Raw genomic sequence first — 18,243 nt, forward strand, 5'->3', positions numbered from 1 at the left:
GAGACCAAAGCAGTGCCTACTGATAGCCAAATGCCCCTTCCATCTGTCGATGTAACCAGCAATGCCATGGTGCTGCTGGTGGACGATCAGGCGCTGGTGGGTGAAATTATTCGCCGGATGTTGCTGAACCAGGACGGCATCGACTTCCACTTTTGCTCTGACGCCGACAAAGCGATGGATACTGCGTTGTTAATCAAGCCCACTGTGATTCTGCAAGACCTGGTGATGCCAGGTGTGGATGGTCTGGATCTGGTGAAACACTACAAAATAAAGGACGAGCTGAAAGATGTCCCTGTGATTGTGCTGTCGGCCAAGGATGAACCAGCCGTCAAAGGTGCGGCTTTTGCTGCCGGTGCCAATGACTACCTGGTTAAACTGCCGGATGCGGTTGAACTGCTGGCCAGACTGCGGTACCACTCCAAAGCCTATCTGGCCTTAAAGCAGCGGGACGAGATGTTTAAAGCGCTGCGCAGCAGTCAGCAGCAACTGCTCGAAACCAATCTGCAGCTGGAAAAGCTGATGCGCTCCGATGCGCTGACCGGCCTGTTTAACCGCAGGCATTTCGATGAACACATTGAAACTGAATGGAAACGCGCCGCCAGGGAACAAACCCCCTTGTCGCTGCTGATGATTGATGTGGACTACTTTAAGCACTACAACGACACCTTTGGTCATGTGGCGGGCGACGTCACGTTACAGAAAATAGCTCAGATCATTCAGGCCAACTGTTTCAGGCCAGCCGATTTTGGGGCCCGTTATGGAGGCGAAGAGTTTGTGGTGGTCTTACCAAACACCGACGCCACTGGTGCCTGTTTGGTGGTGGAAAAAATCCGCCAGCAGGTGCAGGACATCGCCATACCCCATGTAAAACCTAAAGCTGGCAGTGTGGTCACGGTTTCAGCCGGCGTAGCCTGTATTCAGCCGGATCAGGAGCTGGCAGCGGTGTCCCTGGTCCAACTGGCCGATGAAGCGCTGTACCAGGCCAAGACCGCCGGGAAAAACCGTTATGCCACCCAACAGGGTCCAACTGTTGCAAAGCAACAATAAACTGGAGCCACAGCGTTGAAACTCGTGCAGTATTCGGGTCTGGCGGCCGTTGTGATGCTGGCCGCCTGCAGTAGCCCAACGCCACCGGAGCCGGCCGCACCTGAGGCCCCCTCTCTGTTACCAGACCGCGGCCCTGTGGTGTTTGTCCATCCGTTGCCAGGGGCCCGCATCAGTTCGGGTTTTGCCAACTATCTGGTGAGCAGCCGCGGCCGCCAACATCATGGCCTGGATTTTTCCGCACCTGCCGGCACACCAGTGTATGCAGCTGGCTCCGGCGTGGTGTTAAGCGCCGATAATTACAGTCTGCATCAGGATTTTGGCAATGCGGTGCTGATTGAGCATGGTGATAAACTGACCAGCCTGTCCGCCCATTTATCCCGGCTGGATGTGCGAATGGGTGATTTTGTACAGGCAGGCCAGCAAATTGGTCTGGTCGGAGCAACCGGCAGGGCCACTGGACCCCACCTGCATTTTGAGATTTGGCTGGGCAGTGTGCCGCAGGACCCGAAACTTTTTTTGCCTGCACTGATGACCTCCTTACCACTGCAGGCAAACTGACAGGTCAGAACTTTTTATCCAGCAACTGTTGCAGCTCCAGCAATTGCTCTTTGCTCAGTTTGCTGTCCTGCAGCAGTTGTTTCAGCATGTCAAATTCAACCTCTGCATGGTCGCCTGCATGAATGACTTTGATCACCCGTTTTTCTGTCTGGCCTTCGCCATCCAGTTTTTTGATCAGCACTTTGTGCCCGTCTTTTCCAATCATACCAGGCTCAAGCGCTGCCAGACCGTCGGCGCTGAGCATCTGCAACAGTTTGTCACGCTTCTCGGCTGGCAAAGCAGCCAACTTGTCTGCCAGCTTGTTTTTGTCCGCCAAATCTTCTTTACCAAGCTCAATGGTCTGGCTTTGACCATCCTGCAGCCACAGCACTTTCGCGCTGTCGGCCTGCCGGGTCACCTGCAGTTTTTGTGGTTCGGCGGCAACAGCTGTACCGGCCAGCACAGCGCTGGTCATCAGGGCATAGATCAGTTTCATTGTCATTCTCCTTTGGTTGGGACCTTTGTTATTAAAGATCCATGCCATAGATAAAAATTGTTTATATTCAGTAAATTAACCAACAACCCCTCAAAGGCCTTCGGACAATAATGCCGAAATCCGCACTAAGGTTTCCTTATATCAGGAAATCCGACAGCAACACTTCAGAAGCCCAGCCCTAACATATTGCTTTGCTTGCAAATAGTCATACTCTAAGCTGGCATAAAGCTTGAAACCAGTCTGTGGTCTGAAGACTGTTGCAGGAAAAAGTTATGTCGATTCGTTGGGTACTGAGTCTGGGAATTGCCGGTTTGTTCGGCCTGATGGCCATTTGTCAGATTGGGCTGATCTACTGGTCAAAAGACCGGATAGAACGCGAAATTCTGCAACAAAGCCAGGAGCTGACCCGCGTGGTGCTACGGGCCACCTCCAAGCAATTTGGCCCCCCTGCTGCGGCCAGCCCCCCCACCGAAGCCCAGTGGACTGAACAGGAAAAAAACATCCGGGTGGTGACCACAGAGGCCGACCCCGTCGATCTGCACGAGTTGCAACAAAAAATGGAGCAACAACTGGCCCAGGTGCAAAAAAACGGCGGCCCGGCTGAATTCAGGGTACTGCATAAAGAACTGCGGACCACACCGCTGACTCAGACCTTGTTTCACAGCAGCATCGCCATGATCCTGGCCTGCAGCCTGGTGGCATTGCTACTGGCGTTATGGCTGGCCCACAAGTTTATCGCGCCGCTGCAGCAGTTGATCACAGCTTTCCGCCAACTGGCGGCCGGTGATTTGGGCGTACAGCTGCCGGTGCAGGGCCTGGCCGATTACCGCTATGTGCAGCAACAGTTTAACCTGACCAGCCAGCAACTGGCTGCGGCAGCTGCTCAGGCCGAACTGCATCAAGCCCAGCAGCACCTGATTGAGCTGGGTGAAATCAGCCGGGGTCTGGTGCATGCCCTGCGTAATCCGCTGCACACTCTGGCCTTGTCGATAGAACAACTGGCCGAACACCAGCCAGACCAACAGACGCAAAAACTGGCGGTGCTGGCAGAACAAAAAGTGCAGCATATCAACCGTACTCTGACAGCCCTGCTCACCCTGAGCTGTGGCCAGATTGACCGCAGTCAGCCGGTATCGCTGCTGGCCTTGATGCAGGATTTAGCACTGGAGTTTTCCTCGTCTGGTGTCCGCTTCGAACTGGAGCTGGCTCCAGAGCTGCAGCTGACAGGCGCAGAGACTGAACTGCGCAGCCTGCTGCATGCAGTGGTCAGCAATGCGGTCGAAGCCAGCCCGCCTGCGGGGCAGGTACGGGTTTACGCACAGACCAGTGCCACTCAGCTGACCCTCTTTATTGACGATCAGGGGGCCGGCCTGAGCCCGGACATTGCAGCACGCCTGTTTCAGCCTCATGTCAGCAGCAAAGCGGAAGGTGCCGGCATGGGCCTGTATATTTGCCAGCGGTTATTACGCCGTTATTATCAGGGTGATCTGGCCTTACACAACAAAGCCGAAGGCGGCTGCTGCGCCCAGCTGTGGTTTGGCAGAGGAGCACAGTGATGAAACATGCAGTGGTGCTGCTGGTCGAAGATGACCCACAACAACTGAGCCTGCTCTGCCAGTTGCTGCAAGCCGAGCAGTATCAGGTGCTGGAAGCGGATTCAGTGGAAAGCGCTATCCTGCAGCTGAAACAGCACAAAGTCGATTTGGTATTCAGTGACTGGAAGCTTGGCACTCTGACCGGGCTGACCTTGTTGCAGTATGTGCGGCGCTACCAGCCTGACATTGGTTTTGTCGTGGCCACCGCTTACGGTTCGGTCAGCCATGCCGTTGAAGCAGTGCAGGCCGGCGCCGATGATTACCTGGCCAAACCCTTTAAACGGCAGGAGTTATTGCTGGCGGTCGACAAGGGGCTGAGGGCCAAAACCCTGCGCCAGCAGAACAGCACTCTGCAATCCCAATTGTCAGAACAAAGGCAACTGGTTGAACTGGTGGGCATGGCCCCCTGCATGCAACAGCTGTTTCAGCGCATCCAGCGGGTTTCCGGCAGTGACGTCACAGTGCTGATCAGTGGCGAAAGTGGCACAGGCAAAGAGCTGGCCGCCCGGGCATTGCACCAGTTATCGCCCAGAGCCAATGGCCCTTTTATTGCGCTGAACTGTGCGGCTATTCCGGAACAACTGGCCGAAGCTGAGTTGTTTGGCAGTGAAAAAGGGGCCTTTACCGGTGCCACCCAGAGCAAAAGCGGTAAATTTGAAGCCGCGGCTGGCGGCACTTTATTTCTCGACGAAATAGCCGAACTGGCCTTGCCGCTGCAGGCGAAGTTATTGCGGGTGCTGCAGGAGGGCAAGGTAACACGGCTGGGCAGCCATCAGGAAATTCAGCTGGATGTCCGGCTGATTGCCGCCAGCCACCGTCATCTGGCCGACGCGGTGGCCAAAGGACTGTTCCGGCAGGATCTGTTTTACCGGCTCAATGTGGTGCCAGTGCATATGCCGGCACTGCGCGAACGCAAAGAAGATATTCCGCGGCTGATCCAGCATTTCCTGCAACTGCACCAACAGCGTTATCAGCAAGCAGGTATAGGCCTGAGCCCAGCCACCCTGCGCCAGCTGATGGCCTATGACTGGCCAGGCAATGTCAGGGAACTGAGTAACTGCATTGAACGTTTTGTGCTGCTGCAGGACGAAGCCGAGCTGGTGGCTGGCTTGCAGTGGAGCACCACAGCCACCAGTGGTTTTGTGTTGCCGGACCAGGGGCTGAACTGGGAAGAATTTGAACGCAACTGCCTGGCACAGGCCCTGCAGCGCTGTGGCGGCAACAGAACCCAGGCCGCAAAACTGCTGCATTTGCCCTATAAAGCCTTTTTATACCGGCTGGAAAAATACCAGCTGACAGGGGCTTAGCCGGTCTGCAACTGCGTATACAAACCGGAACAAGCTCAGTAAACTAATTGGCGGCATTTGATCCATTTACCCATCCATTCAAAGGACTATGATGATGTTGAGTTCCCGCTGGCGCCACTGGCTGTTGTGCCTGGCTGTAAGTTGTCTGTTATTCGCCTGTTCTTCGGATCGCACGGACGAAGCCTCGACAGTCTCCAGCCTGACCTTGTCTTCAGGCAGTCTTGATACCAGCTACCCTGACCGCTTTATCACACTCACAGTCACAGTGTCCGATTCAGACGGTAACGCTCTGTCGAATGCCTCTGTGCAGTTCTCCACCACATTGGGCAGCTTCAGCCCAGGCAACAACCTGACCCAAACCACCATCAAAACAGACAATGGCAGTCAACGGGGCCAGGCTTCGGTGAAACTGTACCCGGGCAATCAGCCCGGTACAGCCACAGTCACCGCCTATGTCAATGGCGTGCAGCAGACAGCAACAGTCCCCATTCAAGGGCTGGCCGTACAACCAGAGTTACCAGCCCCGACCGCCCTGACCATCAGCAGTTCAGAAACCGCTCTGTTTGTCAGTGGCGTCAGCCAGACAGAAAGTGCCGCTATCACTATCCGCTTGCTGACCTCCTCTGGTGCCGCCGCCAAAGATGCACCTGCAGGTATCAATAATGTGCGGGTCACTCTGGTGACCTCACCCAATGGGGGCGAAACCTTATCGGGCCGGCAGGCATCAGGTGAAGTGGTGCGGCATGCCAATACCCTGGAACTGGCCACACAAAGCGGTATTGCCACTGTGACACTGAATTCCGGGCGTTTACCCGGCGTTATTGAACTGAAGGCGGAAGCACTCAACGATCAGGGCCAGCCCTACAGCCCGGCGATAGACGCCAGCTTGCCAGCCATCAGTATTGCCTCGGGACCAGCGCACAGTATTGTGTTCAGTTATCCGATGAATTCCGGAGGGCACAACCTTGGCAATGGTATTTATCGCCGTCAGGGGGGATTATTGGTGACGGACCGCCATGGTAACCCTGTGGCCGATGGCACAGTGGTGAACCTGGGCGTCATTGACAGCGTATTGCTGTCGAATCGCGACCCTGTGATTCACTACGGCTTCAGCACCAGCGTGGCCGACGGACAGGCCAGTACAGTGCAGGGCCAGGCCAGCCTGACCGACTTCAGCAATGCCTTATTCCAGAGCGCGGTGATTACCCGCAACAACACCAGCCGGTATATTCAGGCGCAGGACAGGGTGTTGCTGCTCAATGCCCAGGCCGAAGATAAAAGCCGCTTTGTCAGTGCAGTGCCGACAGAAAGCAGCAGAATTCAGGTGAATAAAGCCTTCCAGCACAGCAGCAGCGGTTTGCAGTATATCGTTGGCGCGTCTTTATTGGGTGCCCAGGTGTCCGGACAGACCGGCAACTCAGGCGCCCTGACCAGTGGTCAGGCGGTGACAGTGGATGGCAACGCCAGTTTTTACCTGACATACCCGGCGAACAGCAACAGCATTATGCATGGCTGCCTGCCCACCAGTGTGGATGTACGACAACAACCTGCGGCGTCTTCACAGGTTTGGATAGTGGCCGAAGCCAGCGGTACAGGGGCCACAACCATAGACAATCAGGCCTGTTTCAGTTACCTGAGGCCAGCAGCTTTAACCTCTGACGCCACCACACTGAGTAAAACCAGCACCATACAGCTGCAGCTGGAAGACGCCAATCAGATTGCCTTGCCCTTTATGGAGCTCACTGATGTAGTGACGTACACCCGAAACCTGGCCAATTTGCAGGTTTCTGTTGGCGCCAACTGCGCAGGCCGCGCCGATCGCAGAACCAACAGCGCAGGCCGCTGCACGCTGGATATCAACGTCTCAGGCGGAGCCCCGGAGGATGCTGCCACTGTAACCTTAACTGCCGGCGATGCCAGCCTGCAGTTAAACGTGACAATCCCCAGGGTGACCGACTAAGAGTGCAGCGGCAAACGGATGCGGGCGCAAAACCCGCATCTGTGGCCAGCTGCGTCCAGCCTGTTGCACAGTTCCAGCTGACCACCGCAGCTTTCAATGGCACGGCGGGCAATCGACAAGCCCAGGCCAACGCCTGGTTGTTGGTTGTCCGCGCGGAAAAACGGCTGGCATAACTTCAGCAGATCCGCTTCAGCAACGCCTGGGCCCTGATCCAGCACCTCCAGCACCATCCACTGCCCGGTCTGATACAGCATAATGTCCACCCGGCCCGCTTCAGCGCTGAATTTCACCGCATTACGCAGCAGGTTTTCCAGCGCCCTGGCCAGCAGTTCACCGTCACTGACCAGTAGCAAACTTTGAGGCAAGTCGGTTGTTAAGCGTACCTGTTTGGCTTGCGCTTCCAGCTGCGTATCTTCCACCACCGACTCCACCAGCTCAACCAAGTCCAGCTCATGGGGCTGTACCGGCATGGCACCACTGTCCAGTCGGGAGAAGGTTAGAATTTCTCCGACTAACCTGTCCAGTTTCAGGGTTTCAGCTTCCACTTTATCCAGCAATGCTGGCGTTTCCTCCGGCGTTTGCTTACCCAACGCCACCAGCAGCTGTAGCCTGGCCAAAGGTGAACGCAGTTCATGCGACACATCGTGCATCAGCCGTTGCTGGCCACTGATGGCCTGTTCCACACTTTGCGCCATCAGGTTAAAACTGCGGGCCAAAGCGCCAAATTCATCACGCCGCCCTGTCACTTTGGGCCCCAACTGGGTCAGCCAGCGGTCTTTCGCCAAAGAGCGCAATGCCTGTTTGAGCTGCAATACAGGGGAGGCAAAATACCAGGCCAGCGCCAGGCTGACCCCCAGACTGGTCAGAGCCACAGCCGCCACCAGAAACAACGGGTGCCACCAGAAAGGCGGTTTAAACGGGATACGTTCATCCGGGTCCGGCGGTGACCGGCCGGGTCCAGCCGCAAAACCAGGCCGTTCAAAGGGCATGGCTCCAGGAGGCGGAGGCCGGTTCATCGGTCCCCCTTCCCGCTCGACAGCCGAACGAATGGTTTTAAACCACTCCAGCACCGAGTCATGCCGGGGCTCCAGTAGAAACAGCCAGTCACTCTTTTCATCCTGAGGGATCAGTTTGCGCTGCGCCTGCAATAATACCTGCCAGTTGTCCGGCACAGGGCGGCCCAGATAATCCTGTCCCTGCGCATTCACCAGTAACACCCTGTCCCTCGCCATCGGCTCCTGATCCCAGCGGGTCATCACCACTTCCAGCGCCCGGAAGTCCTGCTCCTGCAATAAAATCTGCATCGACTCCAGCACTATCCGCATCGGTGGTGTCACCACAATATGCTGACTGCCGGTGGTCTGCTCCGAGTAATACTGGCTGGCCTGCCCGGCCCCCCAGACCAGAGCCCCGGCCATCAGCAAAGCCACCCAAAAGGCCAGCAGAAACTTCCAGAAAATCTGCCCCATCTCAGTCGTGCCGCATCAGCTGGTAACCCTTGCCACGCACAGCGCTGATCCAATGCTGTTCATCCTGCCTTTTTCCCAGCTTCTGGCGGATATTGCTGATATGCACGTCCAGGCTACGGTCGTACTGGGTCAGTGTTTTGCCAAGCGCGGCCTGCGATAAATCGGCCTTGCTGACCACTTTGCCCACCTGCGCCGCCAAAGCCCACAACACGCTGAATTCAGCACCGGTCAGGTTCAGCAGTTCGCCATGCAGCCGCGCCTGACGGTTACCCGAATCCAGGTGCAAAGGCCCCACTTTCAGCTCTTCGGAGCCGTTATTTTGTTGTTGCTGCACCCGGCGCAAAATAGCCCGGATACGCGCCATTAACTCGCGCGGTAAACAGGGCTTGGCCACATAGTCGTCCGCCCCCAGCTCCAGCCCCAGCACTTTGTCAATGTCATCTCCTTTGGCGGTCAGCATCAGCACAGGCAACTGGCTGGTCTGACGCAGCTGTTTCAGCAAGGAAATACCATCCAGCCCCGGCATCATCACATCCAGTACGACCAGCTCAATACCTGGTACTGAAGCCCGCTGCAGACCCAACTGGCTGTCATTGGCTACCTCCACCTGAAAACCTTCGCGCTGCAGATAAGTACTCAGCATGGAGGTCAGTTCACGGTCATCGTCAATTAATAAAATATGGTGCAACAGCGGACTCCCTCTTTCTTCATCTGCCAAGTTTAATGCGGTGCCGTACAAGCCTTGAACAGATTTACATAACTAAACATTTTTACTGCACCTGCAGCCGGATCCGCAGCAAATAGCTGCTTGCCGTCACATAGAGCCAGCGCTGGTCCGGGCTCAGGGCCACATTGGCCGCGGCCACCCCAGTGCGAATGGTGCCCAGATGACGCGCCCGGGGGTCAAACACCCAGACCCCACCCGGCCCTGTCGCCAGCAAATGGCCCGACTTCAGCACTTTCAAACCATCGGGTAAGCCGGCTTCAGTGGCTACTTTGTCTGTGGCATCGAAAAACAGTTCCGCGGCGCCCAAAGTTCCGTCGGGTTTTACCGGATAACGCCACCACTGTGCTGCCTGTGGGTCTGAGTTGGCGACATATAAAAATTGCTGATCCGGCGAAAAGGCCAGGCCATTGGGCCGGGTTAACTTATCCGTCAGTAACTGCAGCGGTTTGCCCGGTTCAAAGCGATACACGCCATTAAAGCTCAGCTGCTTCTGCTCCGATTGGTCCGCATTTTTCAGGCCATATGGCGGGTCGGTAAAGTAATAAGCGCCACTGCTGTGCTGCACCAGGTCATTCGGGCTGTTCAGCGCCTTGCCCTGATAAGCGGTTACCAGTGTCTGGTAGCCAGGCTTGCCATCTTTGATGCCGTTGAACAGCGCCAGCCGTCTGTCACCATGTTGCGCCAGCACCAGCTGCCCTTGTTGGTTGAAGATCAGACCGTTGGAGCCTTCGCCTAAATTTTCCTCCTGGTTCAATTGGCTGTAACCAGAAGGCTGCAGGTAAGGGCTGGCGCCTTTTCCTGGCTGCCAGCGCCAGACCGTATTTTGCGGCACGTCAGAAAACAGCACAGCACCTGTTTTCGACTCCACCACAGGCCCTTCCGCCCAACGAAACCCCTCAGCCAGCAGCTCAAATTGCGCGTCGGCCGCAACAATCTGCAACATGGCAGGGTCATTCACCTGCACAGGGTCTTTCTGAATCGAAGCGGCAACTGCCGCAGTCGCGGTCAGGCTGGCCGCAAACAAGCACACAAATTTCATAGACTATGTCCCTTTTGAATGATGATTCAGCTTAACAAGCTTGCGAGCTGTCGGTCCATGACCTGATGAGCCGAACTGCGGATTTGAAAAAAAACATAAAGGGCAGAGACATCTAAGGGAAAAAAAAGCCGGTTACCCGGCTTTTTTCTTTTAATACAGAGAATTAGAAGGTCACATTTATGCTAAACCAGAGGTTACGTGCTTTGTCTTTGTTGTTAAAGTGATCCGTAAAGGTGGCCTGATAGCCATTTTCACCTGCGCTGTCCAGCACACAACTGGAACCTGAATCACACTCAACAAAGCTGATGTCGTAGCCGGTAAAATCCTGATCAAACAGATTGTTGATCCGGGCCGTTAAGGTGACCGCATCGCTGGCGCGGTAGGAAGCCCCTAAGTGGACCACTTCATAGGCTTTGTAATAACGCTCTTGCTGCGCCACTGTGTCCCACGCCAGATAACGTTTAGTGCGGTATTCAGCCGTCAGAAAGACATTCAGTAAATCTGTCGCCGCCCAGTCCAGCGTCAGGTTGGCCATATGTTTGGCACTGTTGCCAAGCGGACGCCCTTTATCCGCCCCACTTTTTTGTTCGCTGTCGGTGTAGGTGTAGTTCCCACGTAGCGCCAGCATGTCAATCATCTGCCAGCGGCCGGCTAACTCCGCCCCCTGAATCGTCACTTTGTCGATATTGACCGTTTTACTGCTGGTGGCATACCCCAGGTCCGCATACTCACCTGTGCTGGCACAAGTGATGCTGGTCGTCGGGCCGCATGGCTGCGACGCAATTTTATCGTCAAAGTCGTTCTGGAAGATGGTGACATTGAAGTTGTGGTTGCCGATGCCATTCCAGTACAGCGCAATTTCTTTTGACACGCTGGTTTCGGGCTGCAAATCAGGGTTACCAAACTGTGGCGATGTACCCTGGCCACCAAAACCAACAATACCAGGGTACAGCTGCGAGGTTTTTGGTGTCTTGTAACCGGTAGCCACACCGCCTTTGAGTGTCCAGGCGTCACTCAGGGTGTAAACACCATACAAACGCGGACTTAACTGGCTGCCAAAGACCTGGTGGTCATCGTGCCGCAAACCTGTGGTTAACGAGAAAGCTTCGGTGAAATCCCAGGTATCTTCCGCAAAAACAGCCCACATATTGTGGTCCTGCACTTCGCCAGGGTTGCCGCTTTCCATGCCAAAGACTCCATCTTCCAGCTCACCACGGATCAGCTGTGCACCGGTCACCAACACATGCTGGCCAGCAAGCTCGAAAGGCATATCAAGCTTGGCGTCCAGCGTATATTGATTGCTGGACATTTTCCGTTTGGGCCGTGGCAGGAAGGTGGCTTCCGCCAGGGCTCTGCGGTCATCCACCGGCATACCGGCATAAGGGCCTGTGCCGTCAAACATGCTGAGCAGCAAGGTCCGTTCTGCTGTGGTAAATGGCATGGTACGGCCATGGTTTTGCGTGTCGACATAAGCCAGCGACACAAAGCTGTTACCAAAATCCCATTTGCCTTCATGGCTCAGTGACCAGGTATCCCGGCTGAATTCCTGCGTGTCACTGTACCCCACCTGAGGGTTGGCCCGGCGTGACCAGACACCACCATTGGTACGGCAGGCATTCTGGTTGTTGCCTGTAGCACCGAGACAGAAATTACCGGCCTGCCAGATACTGCTGATGTTATCCACTGTACCCACCGGGTACTCGCGGCTGCCATTGTCGTTGATAATGGGCGTGTTGTCGTATTGCTGAGTGGAACTTTCAAGGTCAAACCAAATGCTTTGCTTGTCAGTTGGCGTCCAGCTTAAACGGCCCCCCAGGACTTCATTGTCGTTATCCACTGTTTTACCACCGGCACCAAAGCCCAGAGAACGCTCCCGCACTTCACCATTGGGGTAAGCCACAGACGCATAAGCCGGGCTGGACGCCATACGGTTATAGGCACTGCCACGGACAGACATGCCCAGCACACCAGGGATCAGCGGACCAGCCACATGAAAGTCAGTGGTAATGTCTTCACCATAGTGGTCATCGCTTTGCAAAGTGCGGCTGTGGCCGATGGAACCCGCCCATTCGTCGCTTACCTTTTTGGTGATGATGTTAATGACGCCACCCATAGCATCAGCACCATACAGGGTCGATGCCGGGCCACGGATCACTTCAATACGCTCCACGGCTTCCAGGGGTGGCATATGGCCAAACTGGTTGCCGCCAAAGTTGTTCGGATAAATATCGCCATGGTTATTCTGGCGTTTACCGTCCACCAGGATCAGGGTGTAATCCGCCCCCATGCCACGCATACTGATGGTGCCCTGGCCGGTTTTGTCACGGGTTTCCCCTATATCCACCCCTTCCAGTTCACGCACTGCATCCAGCAGCGTGGTGTAGGGTTTGTTCTTCAGCTCTTCGTTGCTGATCACAGAAATAGAGGCTGGTGCATCCACCAGCTTTTGCTCAAAACCAGACGCAGTCACCACTATCACTTCAACAGGTTCGGCCGTTTTGGCATTGTCATCGGCCAAAACAGCAGCAGAGGTAAAAGCAAGTTGAAGCGCTAACGCGACTTTGGCAGGGCGGTATTGCAGCACAGCGGACTCCTATCCGTAGGGTTTGGGTTAAATTGAGTTAAGTTACGCAAAGGCGCACAATGATAACCATTCCTATTCCAAGATCAACCGCATTTGATAACTATTTTCAATTGCAACATCACCCTCTTGTGTAAATTTGACGTAAATCCGCTGGATTTTGCCGTCACCATCTTGCCACTGAGAACAGTTCTCATTAACATGCAAACAAATTTTTTCGGAGAATGCCGTTGAGAACCTCAAGCTGGGCCCGTTGGATGCGCTGGTTACACAGCTACAGCGCCATGCTGGTGCTGGTGCTGATGCTGTTTTTTGCCATCACAGGCATCACCCTGAACCACCCCAACTGGACCCTCAGTGCCGGCAAAACCACTGAATCGCTGGCCGTTGAATTACCGGATACCCTGCCTGATCTACTGGCGCTGGATGAAGCCGAACAAGCCGGCGCAGTGGCGGCTTATGTAAACTGGCTGCGCACTGAGTTTCAGCTCAAAGGCGGTTACAGCCTGAACCTGATGCCAGACGACGCTGTGCTGGAGCTGGACTTTAAACGCCCGGCCGGTTACGCCGCTGTGGTGATCGACCTGGAAAGCCGCACGGCCGAAATAGACACTGAATTTGGCGGTTACCTGGCACTGGCCAACGATTTGCACAAAGGCCGCTACGCCGGAGACAGCTGGAAATGGCTGATCGACTTCACCGCCATCGCCTGCATTTTATTTGCGTTATCGGGTTTTTATCTGCTGTGGCGTCAGCCATCGCAACGTGATTTTGGTAATGCCACGGCAGTGGCGGGTGTGGTACTGGCACTGGTGGCTTATATCGCCTCTTTGCATTAACTCGCACTTAAAGAACTGGGAATATGCTATGAAACTCAAACCTTTGTTGCTGGCTCTGGCGTTAAGCTCAGGCCTGGCAAGCGCAAACGAACTGCACATTCAGCTGGAAATTCCGGCCATCGACACCGGTACCTACCACAGGCCTTATGTGGCAGTCTGGATTGAAAACGAACAGCAGCAGCCGGTACGGCTGATCAATATCTGGGTGGAAAAACCAGACTGGATTAAAGACTTACGCCGCTTCTGGCGCAAAATAGGCCGCTCAGACAAAGCCCTGGTTGACGCCAACACCGGTGCCACCAAAGGCCCTGGCCAGTACAGGCTGAGCTGGGACGGCAAAGACGACCAGGGCAATGCAGTGGCACCGGGGAAATACCTGTTATTGGTCGAGGCGGCCCGCGAACAAGGCGGACGCAACCTGGCCAAACAAGAATTTGACTGGAATGGTCAGCCGGTAAAACTCGAAATTCCTGCCAGCATCGAGCTGGGAACTATTCAACTCAATAAGGATTAAGCCCATGAAAAAACTTGCGCTGGCGTCGTTGCTGCTCGCCTCAACTGCGGTTTCCGCCCACACCTTATGGCTGGTACCAAGCCACTTCGTCTTGTCTAAAACCGGCAGCTGGGTGTCGGCTGATCTGTCTGCCGCCAACATGACCTTTGTCGCCGACAAAGGGGTGTCACCCGACCATGTGCGGCTGGTGAACCCACAAGGCCAGGTGGAAACCATTGCGCACAAATACCAGGGCAAACGTAAATCTCAGGTGGATGTCGAGCTGACGCAGGAAGGCACCTACCGGCTGGAACTGGCGGGCCCGGCCCGTTATTTCACCGCCTATAAAGTCAACGGCGAACGCAAACGCCTGATGGCCGACAAAGAAGCCCGCGCCAAAGAGCTGCCCGCCAATGCCACAGAGGTGGTGACCATGCAAAACCGCAGCCGCTCTGTGTCTTTTATTACGGTCAACAAGCCAAGCCATAAAGTACTGGAGCTGAGCAACCAGGGCCTGGAGTTCAAAAGCTCTGTGCACCCGGCTGACATTGTAGCCGGCGAAGCTGTGACCTTTACCTTTCTGGTGGACGGCAAACCCGCTGCCGGGGTCGAACTGGATGTCTCCACTGAAGGCGAACGCTACCGTGACGAAGCCGGCCGTATCGAGTTTAAAACCGACGCCTCAGGCCAGTTCAGCTACACACCGGAGAAAGCCGGTGTTTTCCTGATTGAAGCCCATTACAGCAACAAAACCGCCAGCGCCAAAGCCGACCAACAAAACGAAGGCTTAACCCTGACGCTGGAAGCGAACCTGCCTTAATATCTTTCCCATGAAAAGAGGATGCCGTGGCATCCTCTTTTTTTACCGCTCAATTGGCATCAGGCCGAACGAAAGCGACGGTGCCGCACCCAGCCTAATCCTGCAACCAAAACAATCAGCCACCAGTTGGAGCTACCCGAATCAGAAGGTTTACCTTTGATTTTAATAGACACCGTTTTCGCCTCAGAGCTGGCAAATTTATCTTTTACCAGATAAGTGAAGCTGATTTGCTGGTCCTGCTCACCTGCCGCTTTGTATTCAAACAAACCCGTTTGCTCATCCAGAGTAATGACACCGGTAGTTGGCGACGTCACAAGCTGATACGTCAGGTTGTCACCGTCAGCGTCCGAGCCTTTCAAGGCCCCATTAACCGGAGTTTCGTAGTAACTGGAGTAACTGATATCGGTGGCCACAGGCGTGGTGTTAGTCAGCTGCACTATCACATTCTTTTGTGCTGTTTCGAGCAGGCTGTCTTTGACCGTATAACTGAATGACACGGCGGCAGTTGAATTCCCCGACGGGATATAACGCACCGTCCCCGAGCTGGCATCAATCAACGTCAATTCGCCTTGCGCTGGCGCACTTTTGATCACAAAAGTAAGAGGTTCTGCATCGGCGTCAGAACCCGGCAATGTAAACTCAAAAGCACCATTCCAATGGGTTGAGACGGATAAATTTTCAGCCACTGGAGCCTGGTTGGTCACGTCAATTTCCAAGCTGGCAGGCGCCGATACAGACACCCCTTTGGCCAGATAAAAACTCAGTTGCTCTGTACCTACAATGCCTTTGGGCGTGTAGATAAACTTGCCGGCTTTGCGGTCAATAAACTGGATGTTGCCGAGCTTAGGTTGCCCTTCGATCACGACATAATCCGCATCTATTCCCAATTCCACCGTCACAGGGCTTAATACATGGGTATTGAATGTTTGGGCTGCCGGAGTATCCAGCGCTGGTGCTGCCTGGTTGCTATACAGGGTCACAGCAGAACCTGCGGACAGGTAATATTCAATTCCATCAGCAACAGCCGTATCCAGTTTACCTGCGACCGAACTGCCACCCAGACTGAATTGTTGATTCCTTTGCTCCAGGTTAAACACACCAAAGCTGTCATTGCAGCTAAACAACACCCGGCCGCCAGACAGTGCTTTTAGTCTGTTCAACTGACTGACACAGGCAGAGCCAAGCAAGGTTTTTTCACCTGCCAAACCCAGCTTATATAAATTGCCATTGATATCGCCGCCCACCAGCACAGGTTCGCCATGAATTAATGCGGAAGCCAATGCCGTCAGTGTCAGATTGTGGGTCAGCAAAGAAATGGAGTTGTTGTCGTACTGGTAGTGCAACACGCTATTGCCATTTAAACCAAAGATATCAACACCTTCGGTTGCAGATACATCCATAGTGGTTAACTGAGCGACACTGCCCCAACCGCCTGACGGGACCAAAGCCGTTTTATTCAGGCTTAAATCCTGGCCATTAATGACCTGCACACCTGGTCCATCAGACCCTGTATGCAGCGGCACTTTGTTGGTCACAATCTCAGGGAACGAATCTCCGTCCAGATCGGTGATGACCAGGCTGCTGAACACATCTCCAGAGCCAAAAATGGCCTTAGTGTTCGAGCTGCCATCAGCTCCACTTAAAATGATGATATTGGCGTCATAAATCTCTGCGCCACCGACGACAATTTCAACAGCACCATCCAGGTCCAGATCGGCCACCGCCAGGTCTAAAGCCCGCCCCCAATTATCACTGAGCGTCTGGCTCCAGAGCAGCGCCTGAGTAGCACCGTCAAAGGCCATTACTTTGGAAGGGCCATAACCACTGTCTGTTGAACTGAAACCTACAACAACATCGGGTGTGCCATCACCATTCAAATCAGCCAGCTTAACTGCGTCGGCAGGAAAACCCAGCGATTCACTACGCCACTCCAGCTCCTTGGATGCAAAGTCATGAATGTACAAATGGTCCGGCCCAGAGCTCGAATTTCCCGCTCCCCAGGCAATTTCGGTTGCGCCATCTTGGTCAAAATCACCGACCAGAATAGAAGCCACGCCATGATCAGGGTTGGCAATACTCCAGAACTCTGTGCCATCCTGCGCCGAAAGTGCATGCAAAGAGCCCCATTGGCCATCAGCATAAATCACATCATCTTTGCCATCATTGTTAATGTCGGCTACCTGCACTCGGGCAATGTCATTGGATGTTGTTTTTATCCAAACCTGGCTGTCGGTAGCCGGGCTCATTAAACGCAGTGTTGACCAACTGGAAGAATCAAGCACTTCGTCCAGGCCATCCCCGTCATAATCCCAAACTTTTAATACGTCAGGTACGGCACGCAGCACACTTTGTCTCACCAACTCCAGTTGACCGTTTTCAAAGTCAAAAATGCGACCGTTGTTAGTCAGCAACTGCTGCGAGCCCACTTTAGTGAAAGACCCGACCACAAATGCGTCGTATAAAACGTCAGAACTTTCCGACAACAGTTCCCCTGTAGAACTGTCAAACAAGCGAATGCGACCATCACTGCCCTGAGACAAAAGTTGAGTTTTTCCGCCGACAACAAATGCATAAATAGAACTACTGCGGGTAATACCGGACAGTACTTCGACTTGCTGGGTTAGCAGATTCAAGCGGGTTACTTTGTTGTCGTAAGATTGAATGTAAAGGTAATCAACATCGCTGGTCGTATCTTTGAGCAGTACTGACCCTCGGATGGAATAGTCTGTAGTGCCCATTAACTCAGTGATCTTGTATCCACCACCTGAATAATTCAGCAACGCAACCTGATTCCCCTGTACTAACAAGAGCTCCTGATTGTTGTCACCGTTATAGTCACCCCAATGGGCACCGTAGTAGCCGATTGCATCCTTTAAGCCTGCAATTTGCAGCACCTTGGTCGGCAACTCTCCGCTGTCAGAATCAGACTTTGTTTCAACCGCAGCCGCGGTGGCCGCAACTTGCACTGCAGGCTTCTGTTTAGCCTGTAAAAAATACTGCTCGCCATAAACCACCTGCTGTTCGTTTTGCAACACAGGGTCGCCATAGGTATTTACAGGAGTCGTTGGTGCATGGGGCAGAGAAAAAGCAGGTGTACTCAAGCAGGCAACGATGAATGCCTGTGAGATGAAATGAAGCTTCATATTAATCCCTTAAGTTGTTCCATCAAACGTCATACAGCTTTCTGCAGCTGTTTCTGCATTCTAAACAGCAAGATTATGAATTGGAACAAAGGTAAACAAATAGATAATAAAAACTTTGTCCAGCGCATAACCGCTTAACCTCGGCCGCAAAAACGGTAGCAAACTACTGGAAAATTCTCACCATTTGAAT

General features: G+C 54.1%; 14 protein-coding genes. 8 read left to right on the top strand and 6 right to left on the bottom strand.

All coding sequences use genetic code 11. The features are described from left to right. Positions 1-30 precede the first annotated feature (30 nt). A complete protein-coding gene (locus tag WKJ03_RS08850) occupies positions 31-1,047 on the top strand; it encodes a diguanylate cyclase (RefSeq protein ID WP_337841829.1) in 1,017 nt (338 codons plus the stop codon). Between the two features lie 24 nt (positions 1,048-1,071). Continuing rightward, a complete protein-coding gene (locus tag WKJ03_RS08855; protein WP_337841942.1) occupies positions 1,072-1,605 on the top strand; it encodes a M23 family metallopeptidase in 534 nt (177 codons plus the stop codon). A gap of 4 nt (positions 1,606-1,609) precedes the next feature. Here the strand turns inward: WKJ03_RS08855 and WKJ03_RS08860 are convergent, their stop codons facing one another. After that, positions 1,610-2,080 carry a hypothetical protein gene (locus tag WKJ03_RS08860; RefSeq protein ID WP_337841830.1) on the bottom strand — a complete coding sequence of 157 codons (471 nt, stop codon included), beginning with the start codon at positions 2,078-2,080 and terminating at the stop codon, positions 1,610-1,612. Positions 2,081-2,352: 272 nt separating this feature from the next. On the opposite strand from WKJ03_RS08860, the gene WKJ03_RS08865 reads away from it, so the two are divergent. From WKJ03_RS08865 to WKJ03_RS08875, 3 genes are all read left to right on the top strand, one after another. Next, entirely contained in the window at positions 2,353-3,636 is a 1,284-nt protein-coding gene (locus WKJ03_RS08865) for an ATP-binding protein (RefSeq protein ID WP_337841831.1), read from the top strand. Then, a complete protein-coding gene (locus WKJ03_RS08870) occupies positions 3,636-4,982 on the top strand; it encodes a sigma-54 dependent transcriptional regulator (protein WP_337841832.1) in 1,347 nt (448 codons plus the stop codon). Before WKJ03_RS08865 ends, WKJ03_RS08870 begins: the two co-directional genes overlap by 1 nt. Before the next feature lie 94 nt (positions 4,983-5,076). Continuing rightward, positions 5,077-6,942 carry an invasin domain 3-containing protein gene (locus tag WKJ03_RS08875; RefSeq protein ID WP_337841833.1) on the top strand — a complete coding sequence of 622 codons (1,866 nt, stop codon included), beginning with the start codon at positions 5,077-5,079 and terminating at the stop codon, positions 6,940-6,942. Here WKJ03_RS08875 and WKJ03_RS08880 read toward each other — a convergent pair. The 4 genes from WKJ03_RS08880 to WKJ03_RS08895 form a co-directional block, all read right to left on the bottom strand. Then, the gene (locus tag WKJ03_RS08880; protein ID WP_337841834.1) at positions 6,939-8,411 is read right to left on the bottom strand and encodes a HAMP domain-containing sensor histidine kinase; all 1,473 of its coding nucleotides are present in this window, start codon (positions 8,409-8,411) and stop codon (positions 6,939-6,941) included. The two genes, WKJ03_RS08875 and WKJ03_RS08880, sit on opposite strands and share 4 nt — an antisense overlap. Before the next feature lies 1 nt (position 8,412). Then, positions 8,413-9,099, bottom strand: a complete 687-nt coding sequence (locus WKJ03_RS08885) for a response regulator (protein ID WP_337841835.1) — start codon at positions 9,097-9,099, stop codon at positions 8,413-8,415. Between the two features lie 82 nt (positions 9,100-9,181). After that, the gene (locus WKJ03_RS08890; RefSeq protein ID WP_337841836.1) at positions 9,182-10,177 is read right to left on the bottom strand and encodes an SMP-30/gluconolactonase/LRE family protein; all 996 of its coding nucleotides are present in this window, start codon (positions 10,175-10,177) and stop codon (positions 9,182-9,184) included. A 163-nt stretch (positions 10,178-10,340) separates the two neighbouring features. After that, positions 10,341-12,761 carry a TonB-dependent receptor gene (locus WKJ03_RS08895; protein WP_337841837.1) on the bottom strand — a complete coding sequence of 807 codons (2,421 nt, stop codon included), beginning with the start codon at positions 12,759-12,761 and terminating at the stop codon, positions 10,341-10,343. Positions 12,762-12,982: 221 nt separating this feature from the next. On the opposite strand from WKJ03_RS08895, the gene WKJ03_RS08900 reads away from it, so the two are divergent. From WKJ03_RS08900 to WKJ03_RS08910, 3 genes are read left to right on the top strand one after another with little or no spacing between them, the layout of a single operon-like run. Beyond that, positions 12,983-13,597: a PepSY-associated TM helix domain-containing protein gene (locus tag WKJ03_RS08900; RefSeq protein WP_337841838.1), complete on the top strand. Its 615-nt coding sequence runs from the start codon at positions 12,983-12,985 to the stop codon at positions 13,595-13,597. Positions 13,598-13,625: 28 nt separating this feature from the next. Further along, a complete protein-coding gene (locus WKJ03_RS08905) occupies positions 13,626-14,111 on the top strand; it encodes a DUF2271 domain-containing protein (RefSeq protein WP_337841839.1) in 486 nt (161 codons plus the stop codon). Positions 14,112-14,115: 4 nt separating this feature from the next. Further along, positions 14,116-14,910, top strand: a complete 795-nt coding sequence (locus tag WKJ03_RS08910) for a DUF4198 domain-containing protein (protein WP_337841840.1) — start codon at positions 14,116-14,118, stop codon at positions 14,908-14,910. A gap of 59 nt (positions 14,911-14,969) precedes the next feature. Here WKJ03_RS08910 and WKJ03_RS08915 read toward each other — a convergent pair whose 3' ends face one another. Beyond that, the gene (locus tag WKJ03_RS08915; protein WP_337841841.1) at positions 14,970-18,053 is read right to left on the bottom strand and encodes an Ig-like domain-containing protein; all 3,084 of its coding nucleotides are present in this window, start codon (positions 18,051-18,053) and stop codon (positions 14,970-14,972) included. Positions 18,054-18,243 lie beyond the last annotated feature (190 nt).

Source organism: Rheinheimera sp. (genome assembly GCF_037442525.1).
Lineage (GTDB): Bacteria > Pseudomonadota > Gammaproteobacteria > Enterobacterales > Alteromonadaceae > Pararheinheimera.